The organism is Parachlamydia acanthamoebae (assembly GCF_000875975.1).
Taxonomy (GTDB): domain Bacteria; phylum Chlamydiota; class Chlamydiia; order Chlamydiales; family Parachlamydiaceae; genus Parachlamydia; species Parachlamydia acanthamoebae.
The window spans coordinates 128317-154690 of the sequence record NZ_BAWW01000002.1 but is presented as its reverse complement, the minus strand read 5'-3'; the positions used below and the strand labels follow the sequence as shown (position 1 = coordinate 154690).

15 protein-coding genes, 1 other RNA gene and 1 pseudogene are annotated in these 26374 nt (G+C 38.1%); 7 read left to right on the top strand and 10 right to left on the bottom strand.

What is annotated here, in order from left to right:
- Window positions 1-47 precede the first annotated feature (47 nt).
- Genes AOM43_RS00845 through AOM43_RS00835 form a run of 3 tightly spaced genes read right to left on the bottom strand, consistent with a single transcriptional unit; the run spans window position 48 to window position 12772 of the window.
- Window positions 48-2423 (bottom strand): protein phosphatase 2C domain-containing protein, encoded by a 2376-nt coding sequence (locus AOM43_RS00845; protein WP_059358673.1) that lies wholly within the window; start codon window positions 2421-2423, stop codon window positions 48-50.
- 24 nt (window positions 2424-2447) lie between these two features.
- Entirely contained in the window at window positions 2448-3638 is a 1191-nt protein-coding gene (locus AOM43_RS00840) for an ankyrin repeat domain-containing protein (protein ID WP_013924988.1), read from the bottom strand.
- 2 nt (window positions 3639-3640) lie between these two features.
- Window positions 3641-12772: a DUF3638 domain-containing protein gene (locus tag AOM43_RS00835; protein WP_059358672.1), complete on the bottom strand. Its 9132-nt coding sequence runs from the start codon at window positions 12770-12772 to the stop codon at window positions 3641-3643.
- A 228-nt stretch (window positions 12773-13000) separates the two neighbouring features.
- Between AOM43_RS00835 and AOM43_RS00830 the strand changes: the two genes are divergently transcribed.
- The 3 genes from AOM43_RS00830 (at window position 13001) to AOM43_RS00820 (ending at window position 16098) form a co-directional block, all read left to right on the top strand.
- Entirely contained in the window at window positions 13001-14068 is a 1068-nt protein-coding gene (locus tag AOM43_RS00830) for a hypothetical protein (RefSeq protein ID WP_059358671.1), read from the top strand.
- A gap of 54 nt (window positions 14069-14122) precedes the next feature.
- Window positions 14123-14567, top strand: a transfer-messenger RNA (tmRNA) gene (gene ssrA, locus AOM43_RS00825).
- Window positions 14568-14799: 232 nt separating this feature from the next.
- Window positions 14800-16098 carry a hypothetical protein gene (locus AOM43_RS00820; protein WP_059358670.1) on the top strand — a complete coding sequence of 433 codons (1299 nt, stop codon included), beginning with the start codon at window positions 14800-14802 and terminating at the stop codon, window positions 16096-16098.
- Between the two features lie 161 nt (window positions 16099-16259).
- On the opposite strand, the gene AOM43_RS00815 is transcribed toward AOM43_RS00820, so the two are convergent.
- Both AOM43_RS00815 and AOM43_RS00810 read right to left on the bottom strand, forming a co-directional pair.
- The gene (locus AOM43_RS00815; protein WP_036746633.1) at window positions 16260-16631 is read right to left on the bottom strand and encodes a hypothetical protein; all 372 of its coding nucleotides are present in this window, start codon (window positions 16629-16631) and stop codon (window positions 16260-16262) included.
- Window positions 16624-16992 (bottom strand): DUF6864 domain-containing function, encoded by a 369-nt coding sequence (locus AOM43_RS00810; RefSeq protein ID WP_036746635.1) that lies wholly within the window; start codon window positions 16990-16992, stop codon window positions 16624-16626. Before AOM43_RS00810 ends, AOM43_RS00815 begins: the two co-directional genes overlap by 8 nt.
- Window positions 16993-17131: 139 nt before the next feature.
- On the opposite strand from AOM43_RS00810, the gene AOM43_RS00805 reads away from it, so the two are divergent.
- Together AOM43_RS00805 and AOM43_RS00800 are read left to right on the top strand one after the other, a co-directional pair.
- Complete coding sequence (locus AOM43_RS00805; protein WP_006342583.1) at window positions 17132-17740, top strand: DUF6088 family protein; 609 nt, start codon at window positions 17132-17134, stop codon at window positions 17738-17740.
- Window positions 17737-18747, top strand: a complete 1011-nt coding sequence (locus tag AOM43_RS00800) for a nucleotidyl transferase AbiEii/AbiGii toxin family protein (protein ID WP_006342584.1) — start codon at window positions 17737-17739, stop codon at window positions 18745-18747. Before AOM43_RS00805 ends, AOM43_RS00800 begins: the two co-directional genes overlap by 4 nt.
- Before the next feature lie 208 nt (window positions 18748-18955).
- On the opposite strand, the pseudogene AOM43_RS00795 reads toward AOM43_RS00800, so the two are convergent.
- A pseudogene (locus tag AOM43_RS00795) lies at window positions 18956-19540 on the bottom strand (transposase); the annotation flags it as partial.
- A 223-nt stretch (window positions 19541-19763) separates the two neighbouring features.
- Between AOM43_RS00795 and AOM43_RS00790 the strand changes: the two are divergent.
- Window positions 19764-20981, top strand: a complete 1218-nt coding sequence (locus AOM43_RS00790; RefSeq protein WP_013925013.1) for a serine aminopeptidase domain-containing protein — start codon at window positions 19764-19766, stop codon at window positions 20979-20981.
- Window positions 20982-21106: 125 nt separating this feature from the next.
- Here AOM43_RS00790 and AOM43_RS00785 read toward each other — a convergent pair whose 3' ends face one another.
- Window positions 21107-22285, bottom strand: a complete 1179-nt coding sequence (locus AOM43_RS00785) for a cytochrome P450 family protein (protein WP_059358668.1) — start codon at window positions 22283-22285, stop codon at window positions 21107-21109.
- Window positions 22286-22593: 308 nt separating this feature from the next.
- Here AOM43_RS00785 and AOM43_RS00780 point away from each other — a divergent pair, with 308 nt between their 5' ends.
- Complete coding sequence (locus AOM43_RS00780) at window positions 22594-22866, top strand: Rossmann-fold NAD(P)-binding domain-containing protein (protein ID WP_059358667.1); 273 nt, start codon at window positions 22594-22596, stop codon at window positions 22864-22866.
- Window positions 22867-22886: 20 nt separating this feature from the next.
- Here AOM43_RS00780 and AOM43_RS00775 read toward each other — a convergent pair whose 3' ends face one another.
- From AOM43_RS00775 to AOM43_RS00765, 3 genes are all read right to left on the bottom strand, one after another.
- The gene (locus AOM43_RS00775; protein WP_059358666.1) at window positions 22887-24338 is read right to left on the bottom strand and encodes a metallophosphatase domain-containing protein; all 1452 of its coding nucleotides are present in this window, start codon (window positions 24336-24338) and stop codon (window positions 22887-22889) included.
- A gap of 49 nt (window positions 24339-24387) precedes the next feature.
- Window positions 24388-25329, bottom strand: coding sequence for a hypothetical protein (locus AOM43_RS00770; protein ID WP_013925018.1), 942 nt, complete (start codon window positions 25327-25329; stop codon window positions 24388-24390).
- Between the two features lie 84 nt (window positions 25330-25413).
- Window positions 25414-26307 carry an aminoglycoside phosphotransferase family protein gene (locus tag AOM43_RS00765; protein ID WP_006341742.1) on the bottom strand — a complete coding sequence of 298 codons (894 nt, stop codon included), beginning with the start codon at window positions 26305-26307 and terminating at the stop codon, window positions 25414-25416.
- Window positions 26308-26374 lie beyond the last annotated feature (67 nt).

Here is a 26374-nt window from a genome sequence, read left to right as displayed (position 1 = left end):
AAGAAACCTTATTCCTGAGTGGATAAATCAAATATCCGCTCTATACTTTATTTTATTGTTAAAGCAATTAAGCTGAAATCATCCGGCTTTCCAACTTTGTTTAAAAGCCACTTGTGTGCTTCCTTAGGATCATTTTCCCATTGTTCAAACAATTCTTCTTGCTTTTCACTTTCTTCATTCAAGTCTAAGATTTTTGTTGCGTGTTCTTTATACTTCCCCAAATTACTTCTGTAAATCTCTTGAACTTCAAGGTCATGTTTTTCTTGAATATCACTGTAAAATTGGGATGTGTGCTCATTCACATGATTTTCTACTTCTAATTTAAATTTTCGAACATCTTCCAAAATTGTTTGAGGAATCTTATCCTCGAACTCTCTCCAATAATCTTTCAACCAGTCACTAGCCTTCAAAGGTTCAAGATCCCAACTCTCAAACAAATTTTTCATCTTCTCTTTTTCGACCATTTTTTCAGCAAAATTTTTATAACGCTCTAAATTTTGTCTGCAAAAGCCTTCTAAAACTTTTTGCCGCTCTTCTTGACCTATTTTCGAATACTTGTCGTCGATTAATTGTATCTTAGGGACATCATTTTTTTCTGATTCAAGCATGAATAAGCCGGCTTGAATTAGAGGGGAATTTGTGCAGTGATCGTAAAGGTCCTTTGCAAGGTGTGTATTTGCCATTTTCTCAAGAACATATTCTGAATAAAGAGTATGTAATTCTTGAATGAGAGAAGATTTATCATCCGAAGATGTGAAGGTAAATCCAGTCCAATCTTTGATGGATGTGGCACGTTGAATCCATTCTTCAGGATTCTCCGCCAAAGCTTTTAATTTGGGATGATCGTCCAGTTTACGTGCTTCATATAATTCATGGAGGGCTTGTAAAGGTGATTTTCCTAGCGTTTTTGCTTCCATATTATCGCCAAAACCATCAGATCCCAAAAGAATAGTGTCACCTCTTTTAAGCTCTTGAAAAATAGGCTGTATTTTCCTTATTCCTGCACCGAAATTTGCACCTGCAAAGGAATAAGAACTAAAAAATTCCGTTGGCGATAGATCTTTGCCCGTTCCATCTTCTCGTTTGAGCATCACACGAGCGTCTCCTAGACAAAATCCAATTGCATATTTCTTTTCCTCTGAGGGAATAATAATCGTACACGCCATTGTAGAAGCGATGACTTTAGCCTCGCTCCTTGTCGCAAATTCTGCTCGAATGATGGCTTGAGTTAATGCCTCTGTAACGTCTTCTGTTGTGAGATTTCCATCTTTTTGAAGCTTGATGAGTTGTGAAATCAGAATTTGTCTAAACCGGTTTGTTAGCTCCATGGAGCCTTCGTGAGAATTTTGGTTATTCTTTGCTGCATCAGCGACAATCGCTATCGTCATATCACCAATAGTATCTATTGCAACCCAATCCGCACAAAATTCTCCTTCAGGTAAATATCCCTTTGCTTGCAAGATAGCCACACTTTCTAAATCATCATGGCTTTGCTCTTGAATAAAGCGTTCATCTTTGTTTGAGGAGAAATTTGTTTTCGCTTCGGCCTCTTTAAGACCTTCATCAAGGGTTGTAAATGGCTTTGATGAATCAACTTTGAATTGGAATTGTTGACCATCTGCCAATTCTGTCAATTTTTCTTTGAATTCTTCTATAGCCCTTGATAACTCCTCGTTATTTAAGGCATGTTCAGGAGAAGAGAATTTTTTCCCATCTATGATAACAGCAAAGTCTTCTTCCAAAATTTCTAAATTGACTGTATCAAGATCAACAAATTCAAGCTCGCTTTCATTTACACTTATTTTAGATTCAGAGTATGGAGGAATGATTTTCCACTCTTCGCTATCTTTACGAACCCATACAAGCTCATTATCATGTATTGCCAAAGCAGTTCCACGCGGTATATCTGAAAGGTGAACAAGATGCTCAATCAATTTTAGATACTCGTCGGGCTTACCTCTAAAATTAGAATCTAAAAGGTCTCTAGCATGTCCTATAAATTTCGCGTTGACTTCTGATTGATGAAATAATTTTGCTTGTGGATCAATAAGACCCGCTAGGCGACCAATAAATTTCGCATACATTTCAGGTTGCGTAAGGAATTTCGAATCAGTATCTAGCGTTTTTAGAACCTCCACTTTCTTATTTTGTAAATTCGCCAATTTGAATCGTTGCTCGTTAACAATAAGAGTTTTTAAATAATTCGTCTTCGATGCTTGATAAATATTATCAAGGGTCTCCACATGCAGAGATTTCAGTTTATTGGCGACTTTTTGATTATTAACCCAAATGCCTTTTCTCGCTTTTAGAATAATACGATTAATCGTCCTTCCAAAAAAATTGCCGCCGAGGCAAGACTCGATTTCTTTTATGGAAAGCTCTTGATTTTCAAATGTTATTTTAGTTGCATCTACTTTAGTCATCTTTATACTCTTTTTAATATCATTTTAAAGATCAGCTGACTTTGAGGCCCCACGCTCCAGTAATAGTTTTTCAATCTCAGAACCTTGTTTTACAATATCTAGAGGGGTGTTCCCTTCTTTATTTAAGGCATTTACGTCTATGCGAGGATCCTTTATCAAAAACTTTACGCATCCCAATTCCACATTGTCTAAAGCATAATGAAGCAGGCTTCCATTATTTTTATCTGTGTCGTAGTTAATCCCCCTCTTTTCAATCAAAAAGGCTAAACCCTCATAGTTCTTTTTACGCTCAAAAAAATCTAAAAGTATGGCCATAACAGGTAATCTTTTATGCGTCGGCTGATTGACCAATTCACTTCCGGGCAAAGCCAATAGCTCCAAAACTAAATCCAATTGCTCAAATTCGCATGCTGAAGCCAATGTAGCAGGATATTTTTGTGGAAGCTTGACATTTTTAACTAAATCAAACTTAGGATGATTGATTAGAGCCCTAGCCATCTCAGCTGCTCGTGTGGGTGGCTTTCTGGCTAAGAGCTGTAAGGGTGTTAAAGACTCCGGATTGCGTGCATTCACATTTAGGTCTGGATTATCTATCAGTTGAAAAAATGTTTGCTCTAAGCCATTTTCAGCAATTAAGGATAAGGGGGTATCCCCTTTCTTTGTTTCTTTATTAATCAGGCTAGGTTGAGCTTTTAAATAGTCTAATAACTTAAAGACTTCTTGCAAGTGGCTTTTGTAACGGGGATTTTCAAATCTTTTTTCCCTCTCTGTTTTTTCATAAAGAACGGCGTAATGTAAAAGGGAATAACCTTCATTATCAATTGTCTGAACATTAAATTTGTTCTTTTCAATTTCTTGTTTAATCTTGTCAAACGACTTAGTCGCTAAGGAAAACCGCAGTTCTTTTAACACATGTTTCTGAATAAATTCTTGCTCGAAAGAAGCTTGGGCTTTTTTGGCTTGCTGTGCCACGGTGGAATTTTGAACTGCATTCAATTTTGTTATTCGATTGGCAATGTTGTCCCAATAATGGGTTTTGCGATAAGCAGTCAGAAAATAAAAGACTGGCAGCAGACCTAATGTAGCAACTCCGCCGACAAGCATCACGGTGCTCCCCGCCAATTTCCCTTGTAGAGAGGAATGACCCACCTCATCTTTATCAAAGGGCTTCATCACGTGTTCGATGTCTATGGCAGTTTTAAGCATGTTAAGCATACCTAGTCTCCTCGCAATTCGTTAAACAGCCCATGCAAAGGACTATGCGGGTAATTTTGTTGATCCTCTGGTCTATTCTTTAAAATTTTCGATTTGAAATAGCCTTCTAATTCATCTATATTCAACTCAGATAGCCAATCTTTCAATGCTGCAAATTCTTCATCAGAATATTGGTCATATTCTCCATTAAAGAATCGAATTTGAGCTAAAGTTCGGTTCAACAAAGGTTTAAGGTGCTCCGGAAATTCTGCTTCAGAAAAAGGTCCCTTAATGAATTTCTTTAAGCGCATATCGTAAACGTTCGCTTCTCTTGCAAAAGCATCATCTCCATGAACAGATTGTCCCACAGGAAAATTGATAGAAAAATCCTTTGTATCCAATAAAATGGCTTCTTCGAGTTGAACGCTTTCAGGGATGATCGTTGGTTCGGGCATTGTAACGGGAAGACCTGCTTTCTTATCCTTAAAATATTTTTTCATATCTATTTCTTCATATTCATACGTAAACCCAAGCTCTACGTAGTGCACAGGATTTTGTAAATGATCGAAAAGTTTTCTTTCCCTCGCCCTGTTATACTCGAAAGGAAAGAAATTTTCTGTCAGCTTAATGTGGGCATCAAATGCAGGATGGACTTTTTGCAAATTATTAATTTTAAAATAAAAATCGTTCACATTCAGCCACTGTAGATAGGTACGATCAGAAACTTTAGTATCTCCTTCCACTTCAATTTCCGTCTCTACTTCGGTTTCAACTTCTGTCTCTACCTCAACTTCTTGGTCGAGTAAAGGACTGTTGCCTCCGAATACTTTTCTTGGCAAAAGCTGAAGCGTTTCAATCGAATAAGTGAGACCGCTAATTTCTTCTTTCGCTGCAGATAATTGGACTTGTTCAGCAATCTTTAAATAACCCTCTTTGAGTTTTTGCAGTTCTTTCACAGGATCTTTATCCATTCTGCTGATGGGTGCATGCAATCCAAAATATGATCCTGGATGATCTAAATTTTCCTTGTTTTCGCTCACTAAGATGTGATGTTCTGCAAATTCTCTATAACGAGCCAGCATATGATCAATTCCATAATCCTCGGCTTGTTGCAAAAGATCTTGAATCATACCGCTTCGAACGATATCGCGTAATTCATGTTTTTTTGCTCGGAAAAGATCATCAGATTCTCTCTCTAAGCCATTTTTTATGGATTTTTTATACAATTCTTTGATGTCTTGAATTTGATCTCCTTTAGCGATTGTATAGATTGCCCGTTGATCATCTCGCCTTAGACGACCAATCGATTGCAACAACTCTGAAGATTTTTGCTTGCCACTTACCGCAATGAGAGCCTGTGCTCCTGGAGCCATCTGAAAATCAGCCCCTCGTGCGCGACTTTCGTCAAAAAATCCGCCTAGTTCTGAAGGTTTTAACCCCGCGGCTTCTGGTGAAGAAATGCCATTTTGTGTGTGAATCTGTTGCAGGTTGCCTTCTCCCCCCAAAATAATCCCTTTGATGGATGAATTGACTGGTTGACCATCTAAAATCTGTTGGGAAGGTGTGCTAAATGGCATTCCATGAAAAGCTGCGACGCCTGATCCATCAATCACGATTTGAATATCATTGTTAATGGCTAAAGCTTCTGGAATGATGCGTTCAGGATGCTCTGGATCATACCGTATCATCTCGGGAATAGACCCATCCTTTGCCTGACTCTTGATGAGCATCTTCAAGACCATTTTGCCTGTCGCCCCCTTATCTTCAGCACCCTCGGTTTGGATGGAGGAAGGAAGTGCATGCAGAGAACCTAAAGTCGCGGAAGCTCCTGCCGTATGCTGCGACATCGCGACTAAATTATGTCCATCGCAACTAATTTTTCCGCTGGAGACATCAAGTTTAGCTAAAGCCAGTTCAAGAAATTTGCGAATCCGTTTTGGATCCTTATTCATTTCATTTACCATATCGGGAATATGACTGGGCAAAACGGTACTGAGTTTTCTTCCTGGAAAATAGCTAGCAAAGACTTGTGCTTCTACAGTTTCATCAATCGATGCATAGAACCCCTTTAACACGGCACTTTCGGCTGTTTTTTTCTTGGATGAAATCCATTTTTGCACATACTCAACCGTTTCTCCCCGTTGGTAATGATCTTGAATCGTGTAATTGACACGTTCGAGAATTTGTTCAAATTCTGACCCTTCACGTGGGATGTCGCTTGCTAAACAAGGAACGGTATGCTCGCCATCTTTTGAACGCATGTATCTCACTTGGCAAGTTTTAGATAGTGTCAGGGGCAAATATATGCAAAATTGATCTTTCAGAAGGGCTATTTTATCTTGTTCTTGTGGAGACCAATTTTGAACTGTTTCTAAGATATCCTCTTTCTCACCTAAAAAATAACTTTTCAACGATTTTTCCAATCCAGGAATCTCTTTTTCTTGTGCTATTTTTTGCGCCATTTGACCTGCCGCGCGTGCAATTGCTTCACTTCGCGCTTGATCATCTAGAAGCTCGCCTTGCACATTACGAAGTAATCCCAGTGCAGGGTCTGCTAAAAGCAATTCATAGACATCCAAAGTTGTCTGCCAGATAAATTCTGGGATAGGTTGCGATCCGATCTTTAAGTGCCGCTCTTCTCGAGGATTCAAAGCTTTATCAAATTCATCAAGCATGGTGGATTGATGCTTTTGCATTAGCTTCAGAATTTTTGTTAAATAAATGAGATGCTCGCGATCCATTGGATTGATGTTAGCAGGGTTCTCCTTGGATTGTTGATCCAGTAAACGGATCCATTTTTGTTCTAACGCCTGCTGACTTTCGATTGTAGAGACCACAACCCCTTTTTCCATAACTGTTCGCAGAAGATCTTCATACATAACTTTAAACGTTGAGACTTCTTGTACAGCAGTCCGATCGCCAAGCTTTTTGGATGGGGAAATTGTCAGGGGGCTGGACATATTAAATTGGAGAGGATAAACACTTCTTTGAAAAATTTTGCCCAGTTTATTTTGGAGATCATTGAGGTTTTCGTGGTAAAGATGCTTAGGAAAGTTAACAGTCACAAGGTTAGTCCCATTGGCTTGCATGAAAGCAGTCAGCACCAAGATCACAGTCGTTTTACCTGCTCCCGTCACTGCCTGTCTAATGCAATCAGGATTTTGGATAAAATCTTGGACCATTTGGAGTTGCTTTTCTCGTAACAGCAGATTAGACATGTATTCGAATAAAAGTAGTTGAGGATGTTCCTCAGGATTATATTGCCGATCTGCGGTTAAAAGTTTGTAAAGGTTCGCTTCTAAATCCACATTTTGATGACTTAACTGATTGATTTCTTCTAACGCGGTTTCTATGCGTTGCAAATCCGTCAGTATGAGAAGATAGTTTCCTAAAGCACTTTTTAATTGATCATACTGAATGTTTTGAGGAAGTTTATTAGCCAGACTTTCTAAATCATTTTGCAAAAAATGCTTCAATAAAAGTTCGATATCAAGCGTTTGCACAAATTTTGCTTTTCGTTGCAAGATTCGCTGTTGTAGATCTTGTGCAGATAGATTTTGATCTTGAATGAGTTTGAATATTGCTTCTCGGGCAACTTGTTGCTTTACTTCCCCGGCTGTTTTTTTACTGGCCAAATCTTTTTCGAGGTCTATTCGTGATTTCTTTCCATCAATCAACTGCATTGGAGTTTCGGACTCCATGGATTGTCTCGCTATGCGAATATCCTCTTCAAGAGAAGTTGCAGTAGCACTTAAGGCTGGATTTGATGGGTCGACTAAGTCAGAAAGGTCTAAAGTTGGAATAGGTTTGCCAGAGCTTTGCGTAAAAAAGGCTGTGAGTTCAGCTTCTGTATAAAGGGCATGGCCTATTGCAGGATTTAGAGAAATAGGGCTCATGATCGAACTTTTACTGTCCAAAGCCGCTTCTAAATCTTCGATTTCCAATTCTGCAAGGTTGAGATGAGGATTTTTTGATTGCACAATTGCCAAAGCGCTCTCTAAATCTTCGGCAAATGTCGCTTCAACATATTCAGCCTGTGTGACCTTTATCTCCTTATCTCTTTTAACTTGGGTGGCATTTCCCGCAATTTTTTCGAGTTCCTGCAAAAATTGATGTAAATTTTGCCAGTTTTCTTGATGTTCTGTCTGTAATGCAGCCCAGTCTTTATTCACTGAAAAAGTGAGGTCAGGAGCTTCAGGAAAAGGAATTGCATCTCCTGTTTGACGGATATCCAAAACTCGGATGAGATAATATTGGAGAGCTGTAAAAAATTCAGGTTCACTAACATCCGTCTCATACAAGTTTGGTAAAGCCCGTAACGTCATTTCTACTTGCCTGAACTTCTTGCTATTCACGTTTTCTTTCGCAATGGTTTGATACAATTCTAAAAATTCAGAGCCTAATTGAGACACATTTTTAGAGAAAAATTCAAAAGAAGAAGCCTTTTTTTGTGTTTTTAAAACCCTTAACAAATGTTCACTGAACATGGAGATGTTTTTTTTATCAACTGAAGAGAAATAAGGTTTTTCGATGATTTCTGCACGCATCTTTTGGAGTTTTCTAGAAACAAGCAAAGGAGCATTCGCATGATAAAATTGGGGATCTACCTTTTCTAAGGCCTGCAAGCAGACAAGTTTGTCTTCGTCGCTAATACGTAAAATTCCAGAGATCTTTCCACCAAATTGAAGATAAGATTTATAAAGTTGAGTAATTTCTGCATCGAAGAGGTGCTTGCCCTCTTTTGGAAGGGCTTGCTTACCGATTAATACGGCCTGCAACATTAAAGCGATTTTATCCGGAGTGTGAATGGTATTGCTTTTGATGTATTGCTTAAGAAATCTCACATCCTCCTCTTTCCAGGTGTTCCCTTTGCTTGCGAGAAGGAGAAATGCTAAGCTTCTTTCAGGCTGATGTTGCATATAGGCTAAATCGGAAAGATAAAGAAAAGGTTCGATCTGAATAGCGTCTTCTTTTTGTGCGACTTCTCTAAGATTTAAAGTAAGCGGATCCACATCAAAAATCCAAAAATCTTGCTTTTCTTCTGCTGTCGATAATTTCCAGTCTTTCGCAGGATCCTTAGAAAGCATACGACTTTTTAGTTGGTTTTTCAGCGTGCTTAAGGAAGATTCCAAAAGCTCGATTTTTTGATTTGGAACAATTAAACGATTTTGAGAGCCTCGAGTGGGATGACGCAAGACTAGAGCGTTGGGAATATCTTTTTTTACTAAATCTGCAGAAGACGTTTCCTCCAAAATCCAGCCTTTAAGAGGCGAGCTCGCACAGACAATTTTTCCTTCTTTTTCGACAAAACTTAAGCCAAATCTATTTAATTCAACTTTTTGAATGTTGTTATCTGCTTTCCACACCACAATGTTTGAAGGCACATCTGCATTTTTAAATTGCTGCCACACGGGGTGCATGCTTTCCGATAAAGCCCCTATTTCCATTTTTTGATGGGAAGCAGCGCCTTCTCTCAAATCTACAAGACCATCAATCTCTTGCTTTTTATGACTTTCCTTGAAAAAAATCTGAAAAAGAAGCTCCCCCTTTTCATTTGTCACAAAAACTTCTGAGGGCTTTTTCGTATTGATCCAAAAGTTGTAATCTGAACGATTGAGAAATTCAGGGAATGTGCTTTGCATGGCTTTGTTTTTTTTGATTAAGCCAAACAGGCTTTTCAAAGATGTTGGAGACTTCTCTATAGGTTTCTTAAATAAGTCTTCCTTCGCGATGTATTGCCCCCAAATTTTTTCTTTTTCTAGGTCAATTTCTTTGTAAACGCTTATGATGTCTTTTTCTGCAGCGATAGCAAACGAATGATTTTTAGATTCTTGGATGAAATAATAATCTACATCTTTTTTTCGCACATGCTTTGATGATAGTCCCTTTGCATTGGCTTGCGACAAGATTTTTTCAACTTGAGGTTTTTTAAGAATTGCGATGGGTATTCCCTGACTTGACCAGCCCGCTTTTTTGTTAATTAGAGATCCCGCATTAAGATCAACTTCATAATCGCCTGCACTATACACCGGAAAAGTCCCTTTCCATTCTTCTTTTGAAGGTTCCGACTGAGTGAGTTGGCAGATGAAATTCGCAGCTTCCTGAATAAAAGGCTTTGCTTCTGCTTTTTTAAGAAAATCCTCTATCGGTTTTTTCCATTTTTCGCGCAAAATATGCAGGCGAGCCTGTAGCATGGGATCCCATTCATAGGCTTCTGGAGTGGCGTTTTTTAACACCGCATTGCCTTCTAAAAACTCCACAATCTGCCGGCCATCTAAGTGTTCCGCATTTTCGTGTAAAAGTAAAAGGTGACTCCAAAGAGTATGCCTGTTTTCAAATTCAGGCTTGGTTGGATCTAAAGAAGCATATGCCCACTCTCTAACAACTTGGACATACTTTGGAAACTCATCATTAATAGGATGATCTATGATAAAATCTGGAGCCAGATTTTTCAGATTATGTGCTAGATTGATCAAAAATAACGTTTCATGGATACTTCCCCGATTGCTAAAAAGCTGACATTGCTCTTGAATCCAGTCTGCAAATAGTAAACATTCTTTTTTATCTAAGTCATCGGTAAAAAGATGGTGTCGTATAAATTGAGTAGGATAAGGAGTCTCCTCTTTTTGTCCTCCAAAAAGTGTATGCTCAATTAATGAACGCACGTCAGCATATTCTAAAAGGTGAGGTTTATCCCGAATAAATCCCATCATTTCAAAAAGAGATCCTTCTGAAACCAGCATTAAAAGATCGGCTAAATCTCGCTGATCGATCGGTGGCAAAGTTGTTTTTTCTCCTTCAATTTTGCTCATAAGGCGTATTCCTTGTAACACCTTTTCCGCATCGTCTCGAATCATTTCTTCAGTTGGTTCTTCTCTTCTAAATGCACTCACCACTTCCATTTTCTTTTGCGCAGCAGCCCTAAAAAGTGTGAATTCATACCGTTTGTTCCAACTCGCTTGGATCATTTCACTAGCCCCTTTAGGAAGAGAGTGATAGCCCATTTTGAATGGAAAAATGCTTTCGAAAAGCTGAATTTGTTTTTCCACAGCGATAAACTCTTCTGGCATTTTCTCTTGTGAAAAAAAATTGGATGGGCGCTGAATCTTATAGGGATATTCTTGACCTTCATGCCGATATTCTTCGGTGATACTGCCATATTGGTCTTTCGCGTCACATTGATTGATTAATTCGTTGATTAAATCGTTTTCACGCTTTGAATAAGTTCTTATTCGGGTGTCAAGTCGATCGAAGAATTGATTAATCACTTCAGACCAAAACGTGATATCGATTCGATTAATCGTGGTATCTCCTGCTTCAAGACGTGCTAAATAGTCCTGCAAAATCCCTACTTTAATCAAAGTCATGAGCTTTTCGGGATTCAAAGTCTCAGTTTTTTGACTGGATTCGACTAGTATTTGGCTGATTTCTCCCAATTCGAGACAACAAGCTTTACGCTCTTCAGAGGACATGTTAGCCCAATCAATGGATCCTCCTTTGTAGTCAAAATATAATGAATAGCGCTTACCTCCAAAAAATATTGGGGGAGAAATTTCGGGCAAGGCGATGCCCTGGACAAAGTCCAGAATACCTGACTGCAAGGCATAATCTTCCCCATTGAGAGCAAGAGCTTTGCACTTCGCACATAAATCAGATAGAGTGTTTGCAATCGTGTCACTGGTTAAATGAGGTATTTCAACCATTTCCGGTTCATTAATGCTTAGCCCTTCACTTGGGATGTTAACTTGAGCTTTTATGAAAGGCCTAAGCGTTGACTCCTCAACGCCCCTAACATCTAACGGTTTTATTGTGACTTTTGGAATTAAAAAGGAAAATTTTGCTAAGGTCTTTTTTTGCTCAAAAGGATTTTTTTTTGATGTTTTTATTTTAGCATTTTTGGCTGATTCTATTGCTTTTTCGATGATCCTACATTCTCGAATAATAATTGCAGCCTCAGGTTCAGTCAGATAATTTTCTGCCAGCAATAAACCGGTAATACGACTGACATTTTGAATACCTTCTTGAAGAAGAATTTGATTAGTGCGATTGTTCGCCAAGTCTTTCTTTGCCACTTCAAAAAATTGAAAGAGAGTGTTCACCTTTAGCTGCAAGTTTCTTTTTTTACGCATGGCTTCCCCGCCCGGCTTTTCTACTCCTAAAAGGTCAACAACCATCCATATATTTTTAATTTGGGCTTGTTGAGATGCCGTTTTATATTTTTTTATAGGCTTTGCTGATTGATCAATTTTGTCTGCCAAAGGGGAGAATAAATTACTTAAGGAAGAAAAATTTGGGGAAACAATTTCCGCATTTTCCTTTGGTACTTTAGGTAAAATCTGGAGATTTAAAAGGGCCTGTAGCCACGCTGAATTGGTTAGTTCATCAAGGGTTAAATGATTAAAAATCGTTTCTGGATAAATTTTGACTTTTCCTGCAGAAAAAAGGGAAGCTTGAGGATTGATAAAGGGATCGCGTGAAATAATCTTTAATTGATAATCCCCTTCAGGATTTTTTGTGATTTCATATAACGCAAAATGCTCTTTTCTTCCTCTTTCAATCCAGCCGCCAGGGATTAAACATTTCTCTCCAGGAGATAAGGATGTTATTTTTTTGCCGATTTGTTTAGCTAAGTTTTCAAGCGAGGCATTACGTTTTTTCGAGCTTTTAAATTCCCCTATTTTTTCTAAATCAGCAGACCATTTTGCACATTGTTGCAAGGAATGAATCAGTTCTTTTGGAGGAGCCATTTCCCCTTTTTGCGCTTTTAAAAAGGGAACGAGATAATTTAAAACTCGGCTAAGAGGGGCTATTTGAAGTCCGGGATATGCAGCTTCTATGCGATTGCCATGAATGGCCGCCATCAAACGTTGGTCCACTTTTTTTGAACGTTTAGGCCAGACTTTTCCTAAAATATGAGCAGCTTGTTCAAAGAAGTTCACCATTCTCCCCATAACAGTCTCTTGACGCCAAACTTGTTGAGAAGGAAGGGAACGCTTGGAAGATGTTAAAACAACAGATTCAGGAGAAGTCGTAATATCAGAAGATAGAGGGGTCTCTTGACTCTGAGAAATGTCAATAGGTCGTGCATGGGGAATGCCATAAAAATCATATTTAATTTCAATTAAACGATGAGAATCTTCAAAAAAGTTAACCATAATCTTCCTTCCCATTCTGCAATTACTATACAATAATCATACCATTTACTTATTTAATTTCGAATTTTTAATTATTAAAAACCTAAAGCAAACAAATAGTAAAATTTAAATTATACACACCTAAAATATAGAGATAGTTAATTATAACTACCATTGTTATAAATTAAAATTAATGATAAAATAAAATTGTTAATATTAGACGTGTTTTTAGTAAGGAAATTTAAGATTATGAAAAAAATTCAGTTAGATAATCATGGAGACTTTATTGAAAGATCGTGCAAAGTAAACAATAACGAAGAACTCCTGCATTACCTGAAAAAAGAAAACTCCCCAAAAATTAAATCGATTGCACTATTTTTTTCTAGACTTGGGCATTTTTTGACAAGCCTTTCATGGGTTAATGAAGAAAAAATCAAGAAAACTTATAAGCCCTTAGCGGATGAACTTGAGTCAAAGCTTATTGCTTTTGAAGAAAAGACCGAGCCTTATACTGAAGAACAAGATAAGGAAATCAAGGAAACAGCAAAGAAAGTTTCCACGATTAGCGAGCTATATTTAGGAACACGATTTAAAGCTAAGCTTGAAGAATTCATGCATGTTGATCGTTGGAATAAACTTTCATCTGGTCCATCGTCTCGACCTCCAGCACCTCCTCGCCCTCCAAGGGTTTATGGGCAAATAGGCGCGACAGATCACGCTCCTGATTCCGCTAAAATTGACGACAATTCTGATCAGCCATCCTCTCAAACTAAACCTCCAGCACCTCCTCGCCCTCCAAGGGTTTATGGGCAAATAGGCGCGACAGATCACGCTCCTGATTCCGCTAAAATTGTTGACAATTCTGATCAGCCATCCTCTCAAACTAAGCCTCCAGCACCTCCTCGTCCACCGAGGGTTTATGGGCAGCCCTTGAAGACAGATAATGCTACCGATCCCACTAAAATTGATAGCAATCCCGATCCCCTGCCAGCTAGATCTAGAGAAGCTCCAATTAGACAAAATAATGCCAATAAAGATGAAGATTTTCTTAAAGCCTTAGAAAAAAATCGTCGAAGAGCTGTTGGGGATGATGGAGATATTGACAATGAAGAGGAAGATGAGGTTGAAATTTCTGTAAATCAGGATAAAGAAGTTAAGCAGCCATTAGTCAAGAAAGAAGGTCAAGGTCAAAACCCCATCGCGCTAAAGATTATAAAAGAAATGAAAAAAGAAATGAAAGCTAGAAATCTAGTTGACTCCCAAGGCCAGCCGGAAGAAGTTGAACCAGAAACAGAAAATGATGACTGGAAAGTTTGATCCCACTTGCTTACTAATTTAGCTAGAGCTATAATATAAATAAGATCAGTATTTGGGGGTGTCACGGTTTCGACTGAGAAGTCAAGTATTGATTGCATGCGGAGGATGTCGGTTGGCCTCCTAAAAAAGCCGATAAAACAATAAATGCTAACACAAATAGCAAACTAATTAGTGGTGTTGATTTTGCCGCTGCTGTAGAAGCTGATTCAGTTTCTTACGCTGCTGCTGCTTAACCTGACTAATTGGTCGCTGTATAAAGCCTAACAGCTTTATCAGCACAGCAGTCTGAGACTGGACCAAGGGTCGAGGAGTCTGCTGTCATTGACTTGGTACGGAATAAAGTCCGCCGCTTCTAGGGTTTTATTCTAAGATAAATGAAGCAAGTTAATCATAGTGTGGTGGCTGCAATGTGATTGACTTATTTTCAGCACACTAAGCATGTAGATATTAATATGTAGATTTGCCCAGGACGAGAGTTCAATTCTCTCCACCTCCATTCAATTTTAAGGCTTCAGTTTAAGGACTGAAGCCTTTTGTTTTTAGTGGCTTACAACACAAAAATCACATCGAAAAATTTAGCTGCGTAAAGCTCATTTACGCAGTATTTACGCACTAGACTGGATAAAACTGCAGTAAAACGATTCTCTTTTTTATAAGTGCATGCTATGATCATAGCTCGTAATCCTAACTAAAATCATAAAACCAGCTAATGCGTCCGCAAAAGAATAATTATGAATGAAACAATTTATTTAAACATTGAGCCCTGGATGTATTCAGTTATGGAGAGATTTTGGGTTGGCCAAACATGGAACCAAGCAATTGGAAACGATATCGAGAAGTTAAACAATCCCCAAATGCATGGTCCTTATTCCATTGGCAAAATTCTCATTCCTGAGCAATGTTCTGTCTGCCAAGGATCCATTGGAGGATATTTTGCAAGCCGAAGTGAATTTAAAGAAGGGTTAAAATGGAATAGATCTGCAACCTGCATTGGATGTGGGCACAAACCTTTTGCGCTGAAATGTAATTGCTCACCATGCTTAGCCTTTCATCGAATCGAAAAAGAGCGCTTAAAAAAAGAAGCGCAAGAAAAAGCATTTTTAGAAGAAGCTCACCGAAAGGAACTTATCAAAAATCGGGTTCAAAACCACAATCAAAACGTGAATTCGTTAGAATTTGGTACATATGATGATTGGGCAATTTTATTGGCCATGCTCGTACAGTCAACGAGTGAAGATCCTTTTATTATTACACCCCTTAGGGACTCAGAACTTTCTTTGGGAACAAGTCCTCATAAATCAGCGGAAGCAATTCAAAAAGTAATATCCTATCTTCAGTTTTTGGATGACAGTCCTCGTACAGCAGTGCTTAAGGATGATTCCCTTAATTGGAATGGACAAAGCGAAAGCTATAAAGTAATTAGCCATGCACTAAATCCCAAAGAGCATCTCTTAAATACTCTCAGAACTTGCTCGTTTGACTGCGGAGACGCCGAATGCATTGCTTTAGATATCCGAGCACTGATGACTGATGAGGCATTGGAATTTCTTGAACGAACAAGGGAAGAATATGGGTTACCCCATCAAGTTGGAGATAAAACAAAATTTTTATTTAATCAATTGATTATAGAAAGGCCTCTTGGTGAAATCTTCTTCTTAATTTGGCGTAGCTGTGTAGATTCTGCGGCTGCCGTTCAGAAAAAAAGTATCAGTCGAGCCCAAGCCTCAAATCGTGTGATTGGAGAAATAGAGCGGCTCCATATCAGAGCCAAAGAAAATGGATGGCAATTAAAAATCTACAAGAGATTTAATTTCGGAAAACAAAATTGGTTGTCCTATGTGTATTTTAATTTAGTACTAAAATTATCTGGAGAAGGACTGGAGTATAGCTGGATTGATGTGTTACAAAAACAGCAACTTCTTGTGAACTTAGATCCTGAATCACCTATTTTGGGGTCTTATATCCCTGCTATACTGGAGGTCTTGAAAGAACGAGATCTCCTCAACACATCCAATCCGAACGGTCAATGAACCTTCTCCATCTCTTCCAAGCTGCTCAAATTGAAGAAGAAAGACACCCGCACAAACCCGACCAAACCGAGTTTGCAATACTTTATCTGTGACGATTGTGACATGTGTGAATCCTGGCAAACTCCTGTCACACTTCGATATCATTGTCACAAATTCTAAAGTTATGAGTAAGGCTGAGAAGATTTTTGAATGGTGGGCGGCTTTTGGGGAGGGATTGTGAGCTTAGCTTTATCATCCGACACGCTGCTCTGCAAAGCATTGATAGCATGCATCTCAAGATTATATCTCTCACTCTGCAAACGTGAAGGATCAAAAACTACAAAATATCTAACCATCCAACAATAAAAAACTAAAAGTCCAATCATGATAGTAGCACTCAAGATTTGAATCCAAAGACTAGGTCCCGCTACAACTCCGGTTCCAAATAGTAACTGACAAAAGCCAATGACCCAATTTACTGAAGCCATAACATTGCTTTTATAGCCATCTCCAGTAATCTTTTTTCCAGTAAGTGTCGAAAAAAAATTAGGCATTTTTTTGACCTTTAAATACTGAAATTGTTAAACACAAACAGTCTGACCCCGAGGCTGTTCCATAAAATTGTAAAAAAAATTTATCTTCGCCAATGCAAAACTCCAAGGGATTAGTCAATGAAGCGCCAAAAGAACCGAGAAAATTGGTAAGAATAAGAGTTAACACATTTCCGTCTTGAGAAGTTGCGCAGCCTTTTTTAGAGGGGTCAGAATCTGATTCAAATCTAAAATGAAATTGAGCCGTCTTTTCGGAAGTAACAGGTATGTGGACTTGGAGACCGTGTTTTGGGTTACAGCATACCGTTTCCGAAAGAACGAGCTCTAAACTCCCATTAAATATCTTTGGCGTGATCTTATTCATGACAAAGAATCTAGCAAAAAGTGCAGCTGTAAGTCAATAAATTTCACAAAAAGATGCTATTTTTGTGAAAAGCGAACAATTAAGTTGCTTGATTTCACAAAAAGATGCTATTTTTGTGAAAATCAGGGGATGATATAAAATGCATCAAAGTATTGAAATCTTGGTAAAGGATAGAATTATCGATCATGGTCGCGGTTGGTGTTTTACCACTATGCACTTTTCGGATCTAGGTAGCGATGCTTCTATTCGAAAGGCTCTTTCACAACTTCAAAAACAAAACATCATCCGGCGGCTTGTTCAGGGTGTTTATGATTATCCCAAAATGCATGACCTATTGGGTACCATTCCACCTGATTTGAACGAAGTCGCCAAGGCAATTGCAGAAAAAAATGGAGTTCAAATACAACCTGCTGGAGCTTATGCTGCCAATTTAGTTGGCCTTTCTGTGCAAGTGCCTGGTCGGGTTATATTTTTGACCGAAGGCCCATCCCGAAAAGTTAAGATTGGAAATCAAGAAATCATTTTTAAAAAGACCACAAAAAAAATTATGTCTTCTGCAGGGACTAGAGAAGGTCTTCTGATTCAAGCTTTGAAAAATCTAGGAAAAGATCATATTGACCAGATAGCGCGTGCGCAAATTTCAAAATTCCTAAAAAATACAACTGAAGAAGAAATTAAAAAAAACATGAAATTTGCTCCCGCCTGGATCCGCGCTCTTGTTTTTGAAATAATGGGACTCAAGCCATGAATGAAATTTATCTTTTATCCAAAGATGAACGAGCACTTTTCTTTAGAACTGCTACTGATATCCAAAATATGCCTTTTGAAATTATAGAGAAAGATTATTGGGTTGTATGGGTTTTAGAAAGGCTATTTTCACTTGAGAAGATAAAGCCGTATCTTACCTTCAAGGGAGGCACGTCTCTTTCAAAAATATATGGATTAATTGATCGTTTTTCAGAGGACATTGATCTTTCAATCGAAAGAGAATTTTTTGGTTTTGGGACGCCTCATGATCCTGAAAATGCACCGTCCAAGAAAAAACAGAATGCTATAATTGACAATCTTTCAAAAGCTTGCTCTGTTTATGTGCAAACTCAGATGCTGGCTGATCTTAAAGATGCCTTTGCAGAAAAACTTGGGGTAACCGATGGATGGCAAGTATTCCTTGATCAAGAAGACCCTGATGCTCAAACCTTATTATTTGAATATCCAAGCGAAACTTCAAAAGCTGGATATATTAGACCCCTTGTAAAAATCGAAATTGGGGCAAGGTCAGAACATTGGCCGGTCAGTCAACATAGAATACAAAGCTACGCTAAAGAAGCATTAAAAGAAAAAATTCATGAATCTGAAATAGTCGTTCGGGTGTTGAATGCCGAGCGAACTTTTTGGGAAAAGGCGACTATCCTTCATCAATATGCACATCTACCCCAAGATAAAAAGCTTCCACCACGTATTTCGAGGCACTTCTATGACTTTTTCCGATTATTAAATTCTCCGGTAAAACAAAAAGCGCTGAAAGAAGCTGCTTTACTTGAAAGGGTGGCTAATCACAAAAGCATTTATTTTGCATCTGGCTGGGCAAGCTACAGCACTGCTAGACAAGGAACTTTGAAGCTTTCCCCTCCTTCGCATACCTTAAAAGAACTTCAAAAAGACTACAACCTAATGAAATCCATGTTTTTTAGGGAGGTTCCTGAGTGGGAATTGATCTTAAAAACCATCAGAGAATTCGAAACCGAATTCAATTAAGTCGGTATCGCTTTAATGCCTTTAAAACAAATTAAAATGTGCCAAAACATTCCTCAAATGCGTAAAAATTGCGTAATTTATTCAAAACAGTCTCATTTACCTGTTAATGTGCTAGGGAATTGATAGTTTTAGTGGGGAGATTGGTCGTCTCTTAGTTGCATTTTATTGCGGTTTTATCTAGAATATCCCACTTTACAAGGGACTTTCAATGGGTACAATTAGAATATGCTGAGTCTCCATAAATTTCACTACCCTTGGGCAAATTACGAGTCATCACTTTGAAAGGAACAGAGTCATGTTCACTTCCCGGACAAAGTATCACTCTCAAAGGACAGCCATCCCGAGAAGCAATTACTGTAACTTTTAGTCCGTAAAACCATTCACGTTTGCTAAAGTTATATCCTCTGAATTCTTCTCCTTCATAAATTCTGCAGTTTCGAATTCTTATATTCCTGCAAACAGACACAGGAAAGGCGTCTACAATATATTCAAGAGGTAATTTACCTTGGTTTCTCATTTTTTGGATAAACTCAAGAATCTCTTCCCACCACTCCATAGGAATTTGGTGAGTCCTTCTATTCAAAGCACTTTTACTCAGACATTTTAGAATGTATTTATGCTCTGTAAGAAATGTTCGTGCAGTCTCAATATTCCCATAAAAAAATCTCATTCCGACTATGTTTATCAACATCACTTCCGCAGTAGAAAGTTTGGCATTTGGCCAATCTTTATGCCCTTTCGAAAGGATGTAGTCGTCCAAAAGGCAGTAAATTACTATAATCTGTATTTCCATGGCTTCGGTCCCTATTTTTTGTTTGTGCAAAACAATTTAAGGATTCGAGGCCTTTTTTATTGAGAGCTAAAATTTATTTTAATTTAGTTACTTACAACTTACATTAGTTAACTAAATAAACAACATTACTTAGTTAACTAAAAAAACAAATGAATTTTATATAAAACATTTGTATAATAAACAATAAAACATATTATTCATTTAAATCATTAAGAGGTGATTTATGCACCCTACGGAATCAGCAAGGTCATCCACTCATCATATTGAAATTTTTACTTGCTCATCTATTCAAGCTCCTTCCCATTCAAATAAAAAAATTAAGAAAGCTTCGATTGGAGTTATAAAAGCGTTAAGAGAGCACTTTGGGAAAAAAATTGGCAATAAAATCCTAAAATCTAAAATTAACGATACAAAAGAGAATATAGCAGCAAAAAAAAAGAATCTCGAAGAGGCTGGATTTGGATCCTCAATCAAAATTGAATCTGCCGACAAAAAAATTGTTTTAGATTCCTTTGCACTTCATCCGAAATTTGAATCGGATAAGTGGATCGTGATATTTAATGGCATGAACTCTCAATACGAAAAGCATTTAGATGCCTTAAAAAAGCTTGCAGAAGATACCAATGCCCATGTTTTAACTTTTAATTATCGTGGTGTTGGAGATAGTCAAATTTTAGATAATAAGGGGCACAAAGGAAGAGCCAAAAATACGAAAGATTTGGTGCAAGATGGTGAAATGCTTCTTGAATATTTGCATAGCAAAGGTGTTAATTCTAAAAATATTATGTTATATGGCCATTCTATGGGTGGGGGAGTTGCAGCAGAACTACATGATAAAATGCAGCATAAAGGCCCTCTGCTATCAGAATCTTCTTTTAGTTCATTTGCAGCTGCCGTCGCAGCTAAAAAAGGGAAACTCATGTCCTTTTTCATTCGCCTTTTTGGATGGAATTTGAAGTCCATGAAAGCTTTTGAAAATCCCCAAAACAAGGGAATTATTACAAATAAAAGAGACCCAACCATTCATTATGAAAAAGCATCCCTTTATAAACGGGTCAAAATGGGATTAAAGGAAGAAGAAGTGCTTTTACGGGTAAAAATAGGAAAACATCCAAAAAAAGAAGTAAAATTCGGCAAAAAAAAGAATAAAGCAAAAACAGCGTTGGAAAAACATATTGTAAACAGTCAACTAGTCGAATATAGACAGACGATGCGCAAGATTAAAGAGAAAAAATTATTACATCAAATCCAACATCCCCACCAGCGAGTCATGGATAGAATCATTAATCAGGAAAAAGATTCAGACACACAACAAGATCAAACCGTCCTTCGATTAAGACAAGACATCCACCAGGAAGATCTAGATGCTTACAGAAAAATATTACAATTAATTGAGCTATTGTGGGTCGAAGGAGGTGGAGAAAAAACCGATAATATTTAAAAAATTACTGACGTTTCCGAGACACATGCTTTCTTCCGAATAATTGACTATCCCTCTTCAATTTGCTTATGTGTGCAATCAGAAATGCAAAAATTATGCAGTCAAGAAACTACCAATGAGAAATTTCACCATAATTCACCTTGATCTAGCATACGCAGACGGCTAAAAATCCATTGATGAAACTGATTGGTCCACTGCCCCTTGAATTTCCATTTTAATGAGGGTGGTTTCATCCCCTCCCCTATCCATACTTGACAACCCTCTAAAAAGGTTCTGTTATGTTTAAAATTTGAAGCAGGCAGAATCCAGATATTTTCATTTAGGAGAACTTTTTGAATCATTTTCTTTGATAAGTTGTAACCAATTCTACTCGCAGGACAACTTCTGGAATCAAACCCCCAGGATATCAATTGAGGATGATCCTCTAAATTCCATCTTTCAGGTTTGAAATGATCTGGTTCACTCCATCCGCTTCGATTAAGTTGGATGAGGGACGCAATCCAGCCTCTTTCACTTTCCTCAGGTTTCCTTGTCCAAATATCTGTCAGAGGATATAGGCGTAAAGTTTCATGGATACAATTATCCAAGTTAGCTTTAAAAGCCTCTGGATAGGATGAATAGAGCAAAAGTAGGTGACAGATTAAGTCTGAGCATTGAATGCAAATGCTAGTCAAAAGATCTTCCACAACAATCGAAACTCGATCAATTTCACTGAGGGTTTTAAATTCATTCGAATCTGAAAAGATAAATTTTTTATTCTCTTCTGATAGAAGAATCACAACACGATGATATAATTTCCAACGGACTCCAATGTCAGGAGAACCTGTATGTCTTTTAATCAGACGATTGATATCTAGAATACCTAGATACATATCATCAAATTCTAGTGAAGTGGCTGCTCGCCCAAAAATCAATTCAAATCCAATTTGAAATAATCTTTCAAAAACATCCCAGTAGATATCTCCCTTTTTGAGAGGCAGATCGAACTTGAAATCTTTATCTATGTCAATTTTTCTAAGTCCATCTGTAAGAATTTTCCGGCGTAACTTCCAAGAAAATCCATTTAACGTCAGAAGAGGGATGAAAGGAGAAAATGCTGTAGTAAATTCATCAAGAGAGTTCTCACTTTTTGGCAAGGCTATGAGGGTTTCAGTATCACAGATCAAATCCCTCGACATTAATCGAATTTTTCCCTTTTTATTTTTAAATAATTTCCAGGCGAGAGTTCCTGGTGAAAAAGGACAAAGTAATACACCACCATAAAACAAAAAGGTGTGGTAAAGCGTTTGGATACTCTTAAGCATGGGATATCATGTTGCGTTGTGTATAACTGAAAGTCAAATTTTCATTATTAGCGAATGTAGCATACTTTGCCAAGAAAGGTAAAGTGGCATGAGTGATCAAGCTCAACATCCGGTATTTGGGTATAGCTCACGAGGTGATATAGTCTAAACCAGTGGACATTCAGCTGATAGAAGGAAAGTTGTTCGCTGTACCTTTTGATTCATTCTCACGAATAACCTCGGAATTTATTAAGTCAAAATTGAGGTCGCATTATTTTTATCTGGAACGAATCAAGTGTAAGCATTCCAACCTAAATGATTCATTAGGAATGACTAAAGGCACAGGCGTTACTGTCAATTCCATACCTGGTCTTACAAACTTTGAGGGAACAGAAGAACTTGTAGCCGATGTTGCAATATCACTCAAAAGCAAATTGAAGATGACTTTTTTTAAGACCATTAGACCTGGCTCACTGATTCAACGCTTTGCGAAAGTTGATGAAGTGGGTGCATTAGCAGACTTCATAGGTAGTAAGCTGTGCTTAGCAATCAACAGAGCCCGTTGCGAGTTGAAGGTGGATTATCCATTCAGTTCTTTTTAAGTTCTAAAGAATTTCATTAGCTACGCTGTTAATACAGAATAATCATGTTCCTTTTTAACAACTCTTATATATCCAGGATCTCTATGCTTGTACATGCTGTCTAAAGATGAAGCATTAACAAAAATTCGACCATCGAGGGCAACATATCCGGCGCCCTCATGCACATGTCCAAAAATATGGAGTTTTATTTTCATTTGAACAATTTTTTCATATAAGTCTTCGCAACCAACGTGAGCGGTAAATTCATCCTTACTTTTAACTTCGTCCTGAACTTTATAGGGAGGACCGTGAGTAATCAAAATTTCTGTATTTTTTGGGATCAAATTCCAATGTTTTTTGATATCAGAACCTCTCTGACGATTAAATGCCCAATCACAAAACCAAGGTTGGACGGGACTTCCCCATATTTTAATACCCTCTATTTCACATCCTGAGTCATTTAAAAGGATAATATTGCGTTTTTTACATTCTTCATCCATCAACTCTGGTATCAATTCGAAAATAAAATCATGATTACCAGCAACCAATATTCGATACGCATAATTTTGCGCTTTATACCAATCTAAAAACTCCAAAGCCTCATCTAGTTCACCATTAGATGTGCAATCACCCGCATGAATGAGAATATCACCACCTGGAAGTTGAAGTTTTTCATGTTGGCCATGTGTATCTGAAATACAATCGATTATTAAGCCTTCTTGTTCTGTGAGATGACCCTCCAATAATTTTTTCCATTCTAGGCCTGAAAATTCGCAATTGCCTGATTGTATTTTAACAAAAGAAAGGTCCGAAAAAATGCTCATTAAGGCACTCCACACGTTTTGTAGCTTTTCATCCATATTTACAAAATGAAATGAAATAACCTCTTCTTCCTTTGATAAATGTTGAATAAAGATACCTTCTGAAGATTCAGCTATTCTATCGGCTATTTGAATGAAATACCCAGTGTAATCAGGATAAGGAAGTTCCTCTGAATGCATAGCAGGCCCTGCATAATAGCGAAAAATGATTGGATAGCCTAATGCATCAAGCTTTTGTTTCCAAAAAATTGGTTTTGGAATTTGATGCATCTCAAAAGAAACGAAGATTTCACGATCACTTAGCCAAGGTTGAAACGTTGTCTTAATAATCTCTGGTTCAGTAATAGTCAAGCGGTCAGTTAAAAGCGTCAATATTCCAGGCACTTTTAACCCTATGCCTCCTTGGAATGCTAATGGTTGAATGGAATCAATGATATATTTTTGGGAAGGAGTAAAATCCTCATGAAGACAAGTCCATTCTAAGATTTTGCCGGGGATGAGTTGGAATGCCACAATCTCCTGTTCAGAATACGCTTTATAATTCCCTTTTACAGTATAACCTACATTGATTTTTAATGGTTGGAAATCAACACGCAAAATATATCCGTCTTCGAAATAATCATGACTTGCAAGCCATGCATCGAGTTCTTGATCGGTGATAAATGTCTTCATAGATATCATATTATATGAAATGGCGGATGCCTTAAAGAGCCAAAGCAAGTTAGGAGACAATATGGAGAAATTCGGGATTTATTGGTCTCAAAACATAGCCCCAGCTAGGAAATTCAGAATTCAATTTATTCATTATACATTGAGCTAAAGCAAGCCGAGCATTGACTTTATCGGCAGAATCCAAGGTTAGATAATACGTGAAAGCCTCTTCTTCCGTGTGCAGGTTCTCCCGAGCAATAATAGCGTCATCAATATAAAAAAAGTCCATCAACGCATCTTGTGCTTTCAGAGCTCGAAAGCTATGATTTAATGTTGACCACTCCGCGGAAGTGTGCTTCTGTAAGTTCTCGTCTCGCATTTCGTAAAAAAAAAGAGACTCTATCATCCGATAAATACCAGGAACTGTCTGCCCTTGTTGAGCAATATGTTGATAGGATTCGATCAAACATTCTTTTAAAACTTGCATCCCTTGAATGCAATTAGGATCGGTAGATTGGTGATCAAACAAATGGGCCATACATACACACATACGATCCCATGCGAGATAGAGAATTAGATCGCGCATCGTGCGAGAAGTATTCTCCCTTAATGCAACTTCATATGAAGCTAAAGTTGGTAAAAGTAATTTCTCCACTTCTGGAAAAGAAGATTTTTGACGCTGTTCTTGCATTTTTTGAAGGAGGAAAGCAGCTTTAATTGATGGAAGATCCTGGATTTGACTCAGATTTTCTGCAAAAAGACGATCATACATATATAAAATTTCTTTTGCTTCATTGCCGAACAAAACCGAAATACATGCCTTGAAAACAGGTTGAGTTTGGTCGAATACAGGAAGACTTGAAAATATGGATCCAAGCTCTAGATATTCAAGCAAAGAAGACCATCCAAAATGGATATAATTGCCCGAACTGGATAGAAAGGGATCTTTGACGATTTTGGCGGTATCATGAGCCAAAAATTTTACGATTTGATTATCCACAACAATTTTCATCTGACTTATCCTACGTCTTTTACTTCTGTCGTGAAATCATAAGGAGATTCCCGAATTTTTCCTAGTGTAAAGGGAAACTAATATTCACGTTTTGTGCTTATGATCCTCAAGTACTTCTTCTATGATATGCCAACATTGCTCGCCTTCGATAGCATTTGTGCGCGTGAGGCCGGATGCAACGATCAAAGCTTTCCATAGAACCCAAGCACGACCGCGTGCCCATGTTTCGGAATCGAGTGGAAGCATTGTGCGGAAAGCTTCACGACTTTCACCTTCAAATAAGGTCCAGGCAATTGCCAAATCACAGGCAGGATCACCAACCGAGAGCTGTCCAAAATCGATAACGGCGCTCAATTGCCCATTTTTCACTAACAAATTTCCTGCACTCACATCACCGTGGACCCAGACTGGCGGACGATGCCATCGAGTCGCAAGCGCCGTCTCCCACACATCAAGTGCAGCATTGATATCGATCTTCCCTTTTAAGGAGATGATCGCCTTCCGAGTTTCGACATCGTAGATCGCTAGCGATCCTCCTCGATAAAAGCTATGGAGCCCTGCCAGAGGACCCCCCTTCTGTTCAATACATTGTAAAGCTAGGAGGAATTGAGCAAGGCTAGCAGCAAAGCCACAAAGATCCGTTATATGTGCAGATGCAGCGGTATCGCCTTCAAACCAATTGTAGATGGACCACTTCCATGGATAATCATCTGTGGGCTCTCCAAGTGCTAATGGGACGGGAATTGGAAGGGGAAGACACGAGGCCAGTTTGGGCAACCAATGCTGCTCCTTTTCCACCTGCATAGCATAGCTCACAGCGCTTGGTAAACGCACAAGCATATTTTCCCCCAAGTGAAAGATTCTATTATCCCATCCACTGAGTGTAACAGGCCTAATAGAATAGGTCTTCCATTGCGGAAACTGAGTGGCCACCAAACGGCGCACAAGTGTGACATCAATTTTTAATTGTTCATCCATAATTCAAGAATAACATATTTGACTAAGGCTTGAAAAGTTTATATGGTTGATTTACGCTGAATTTTTA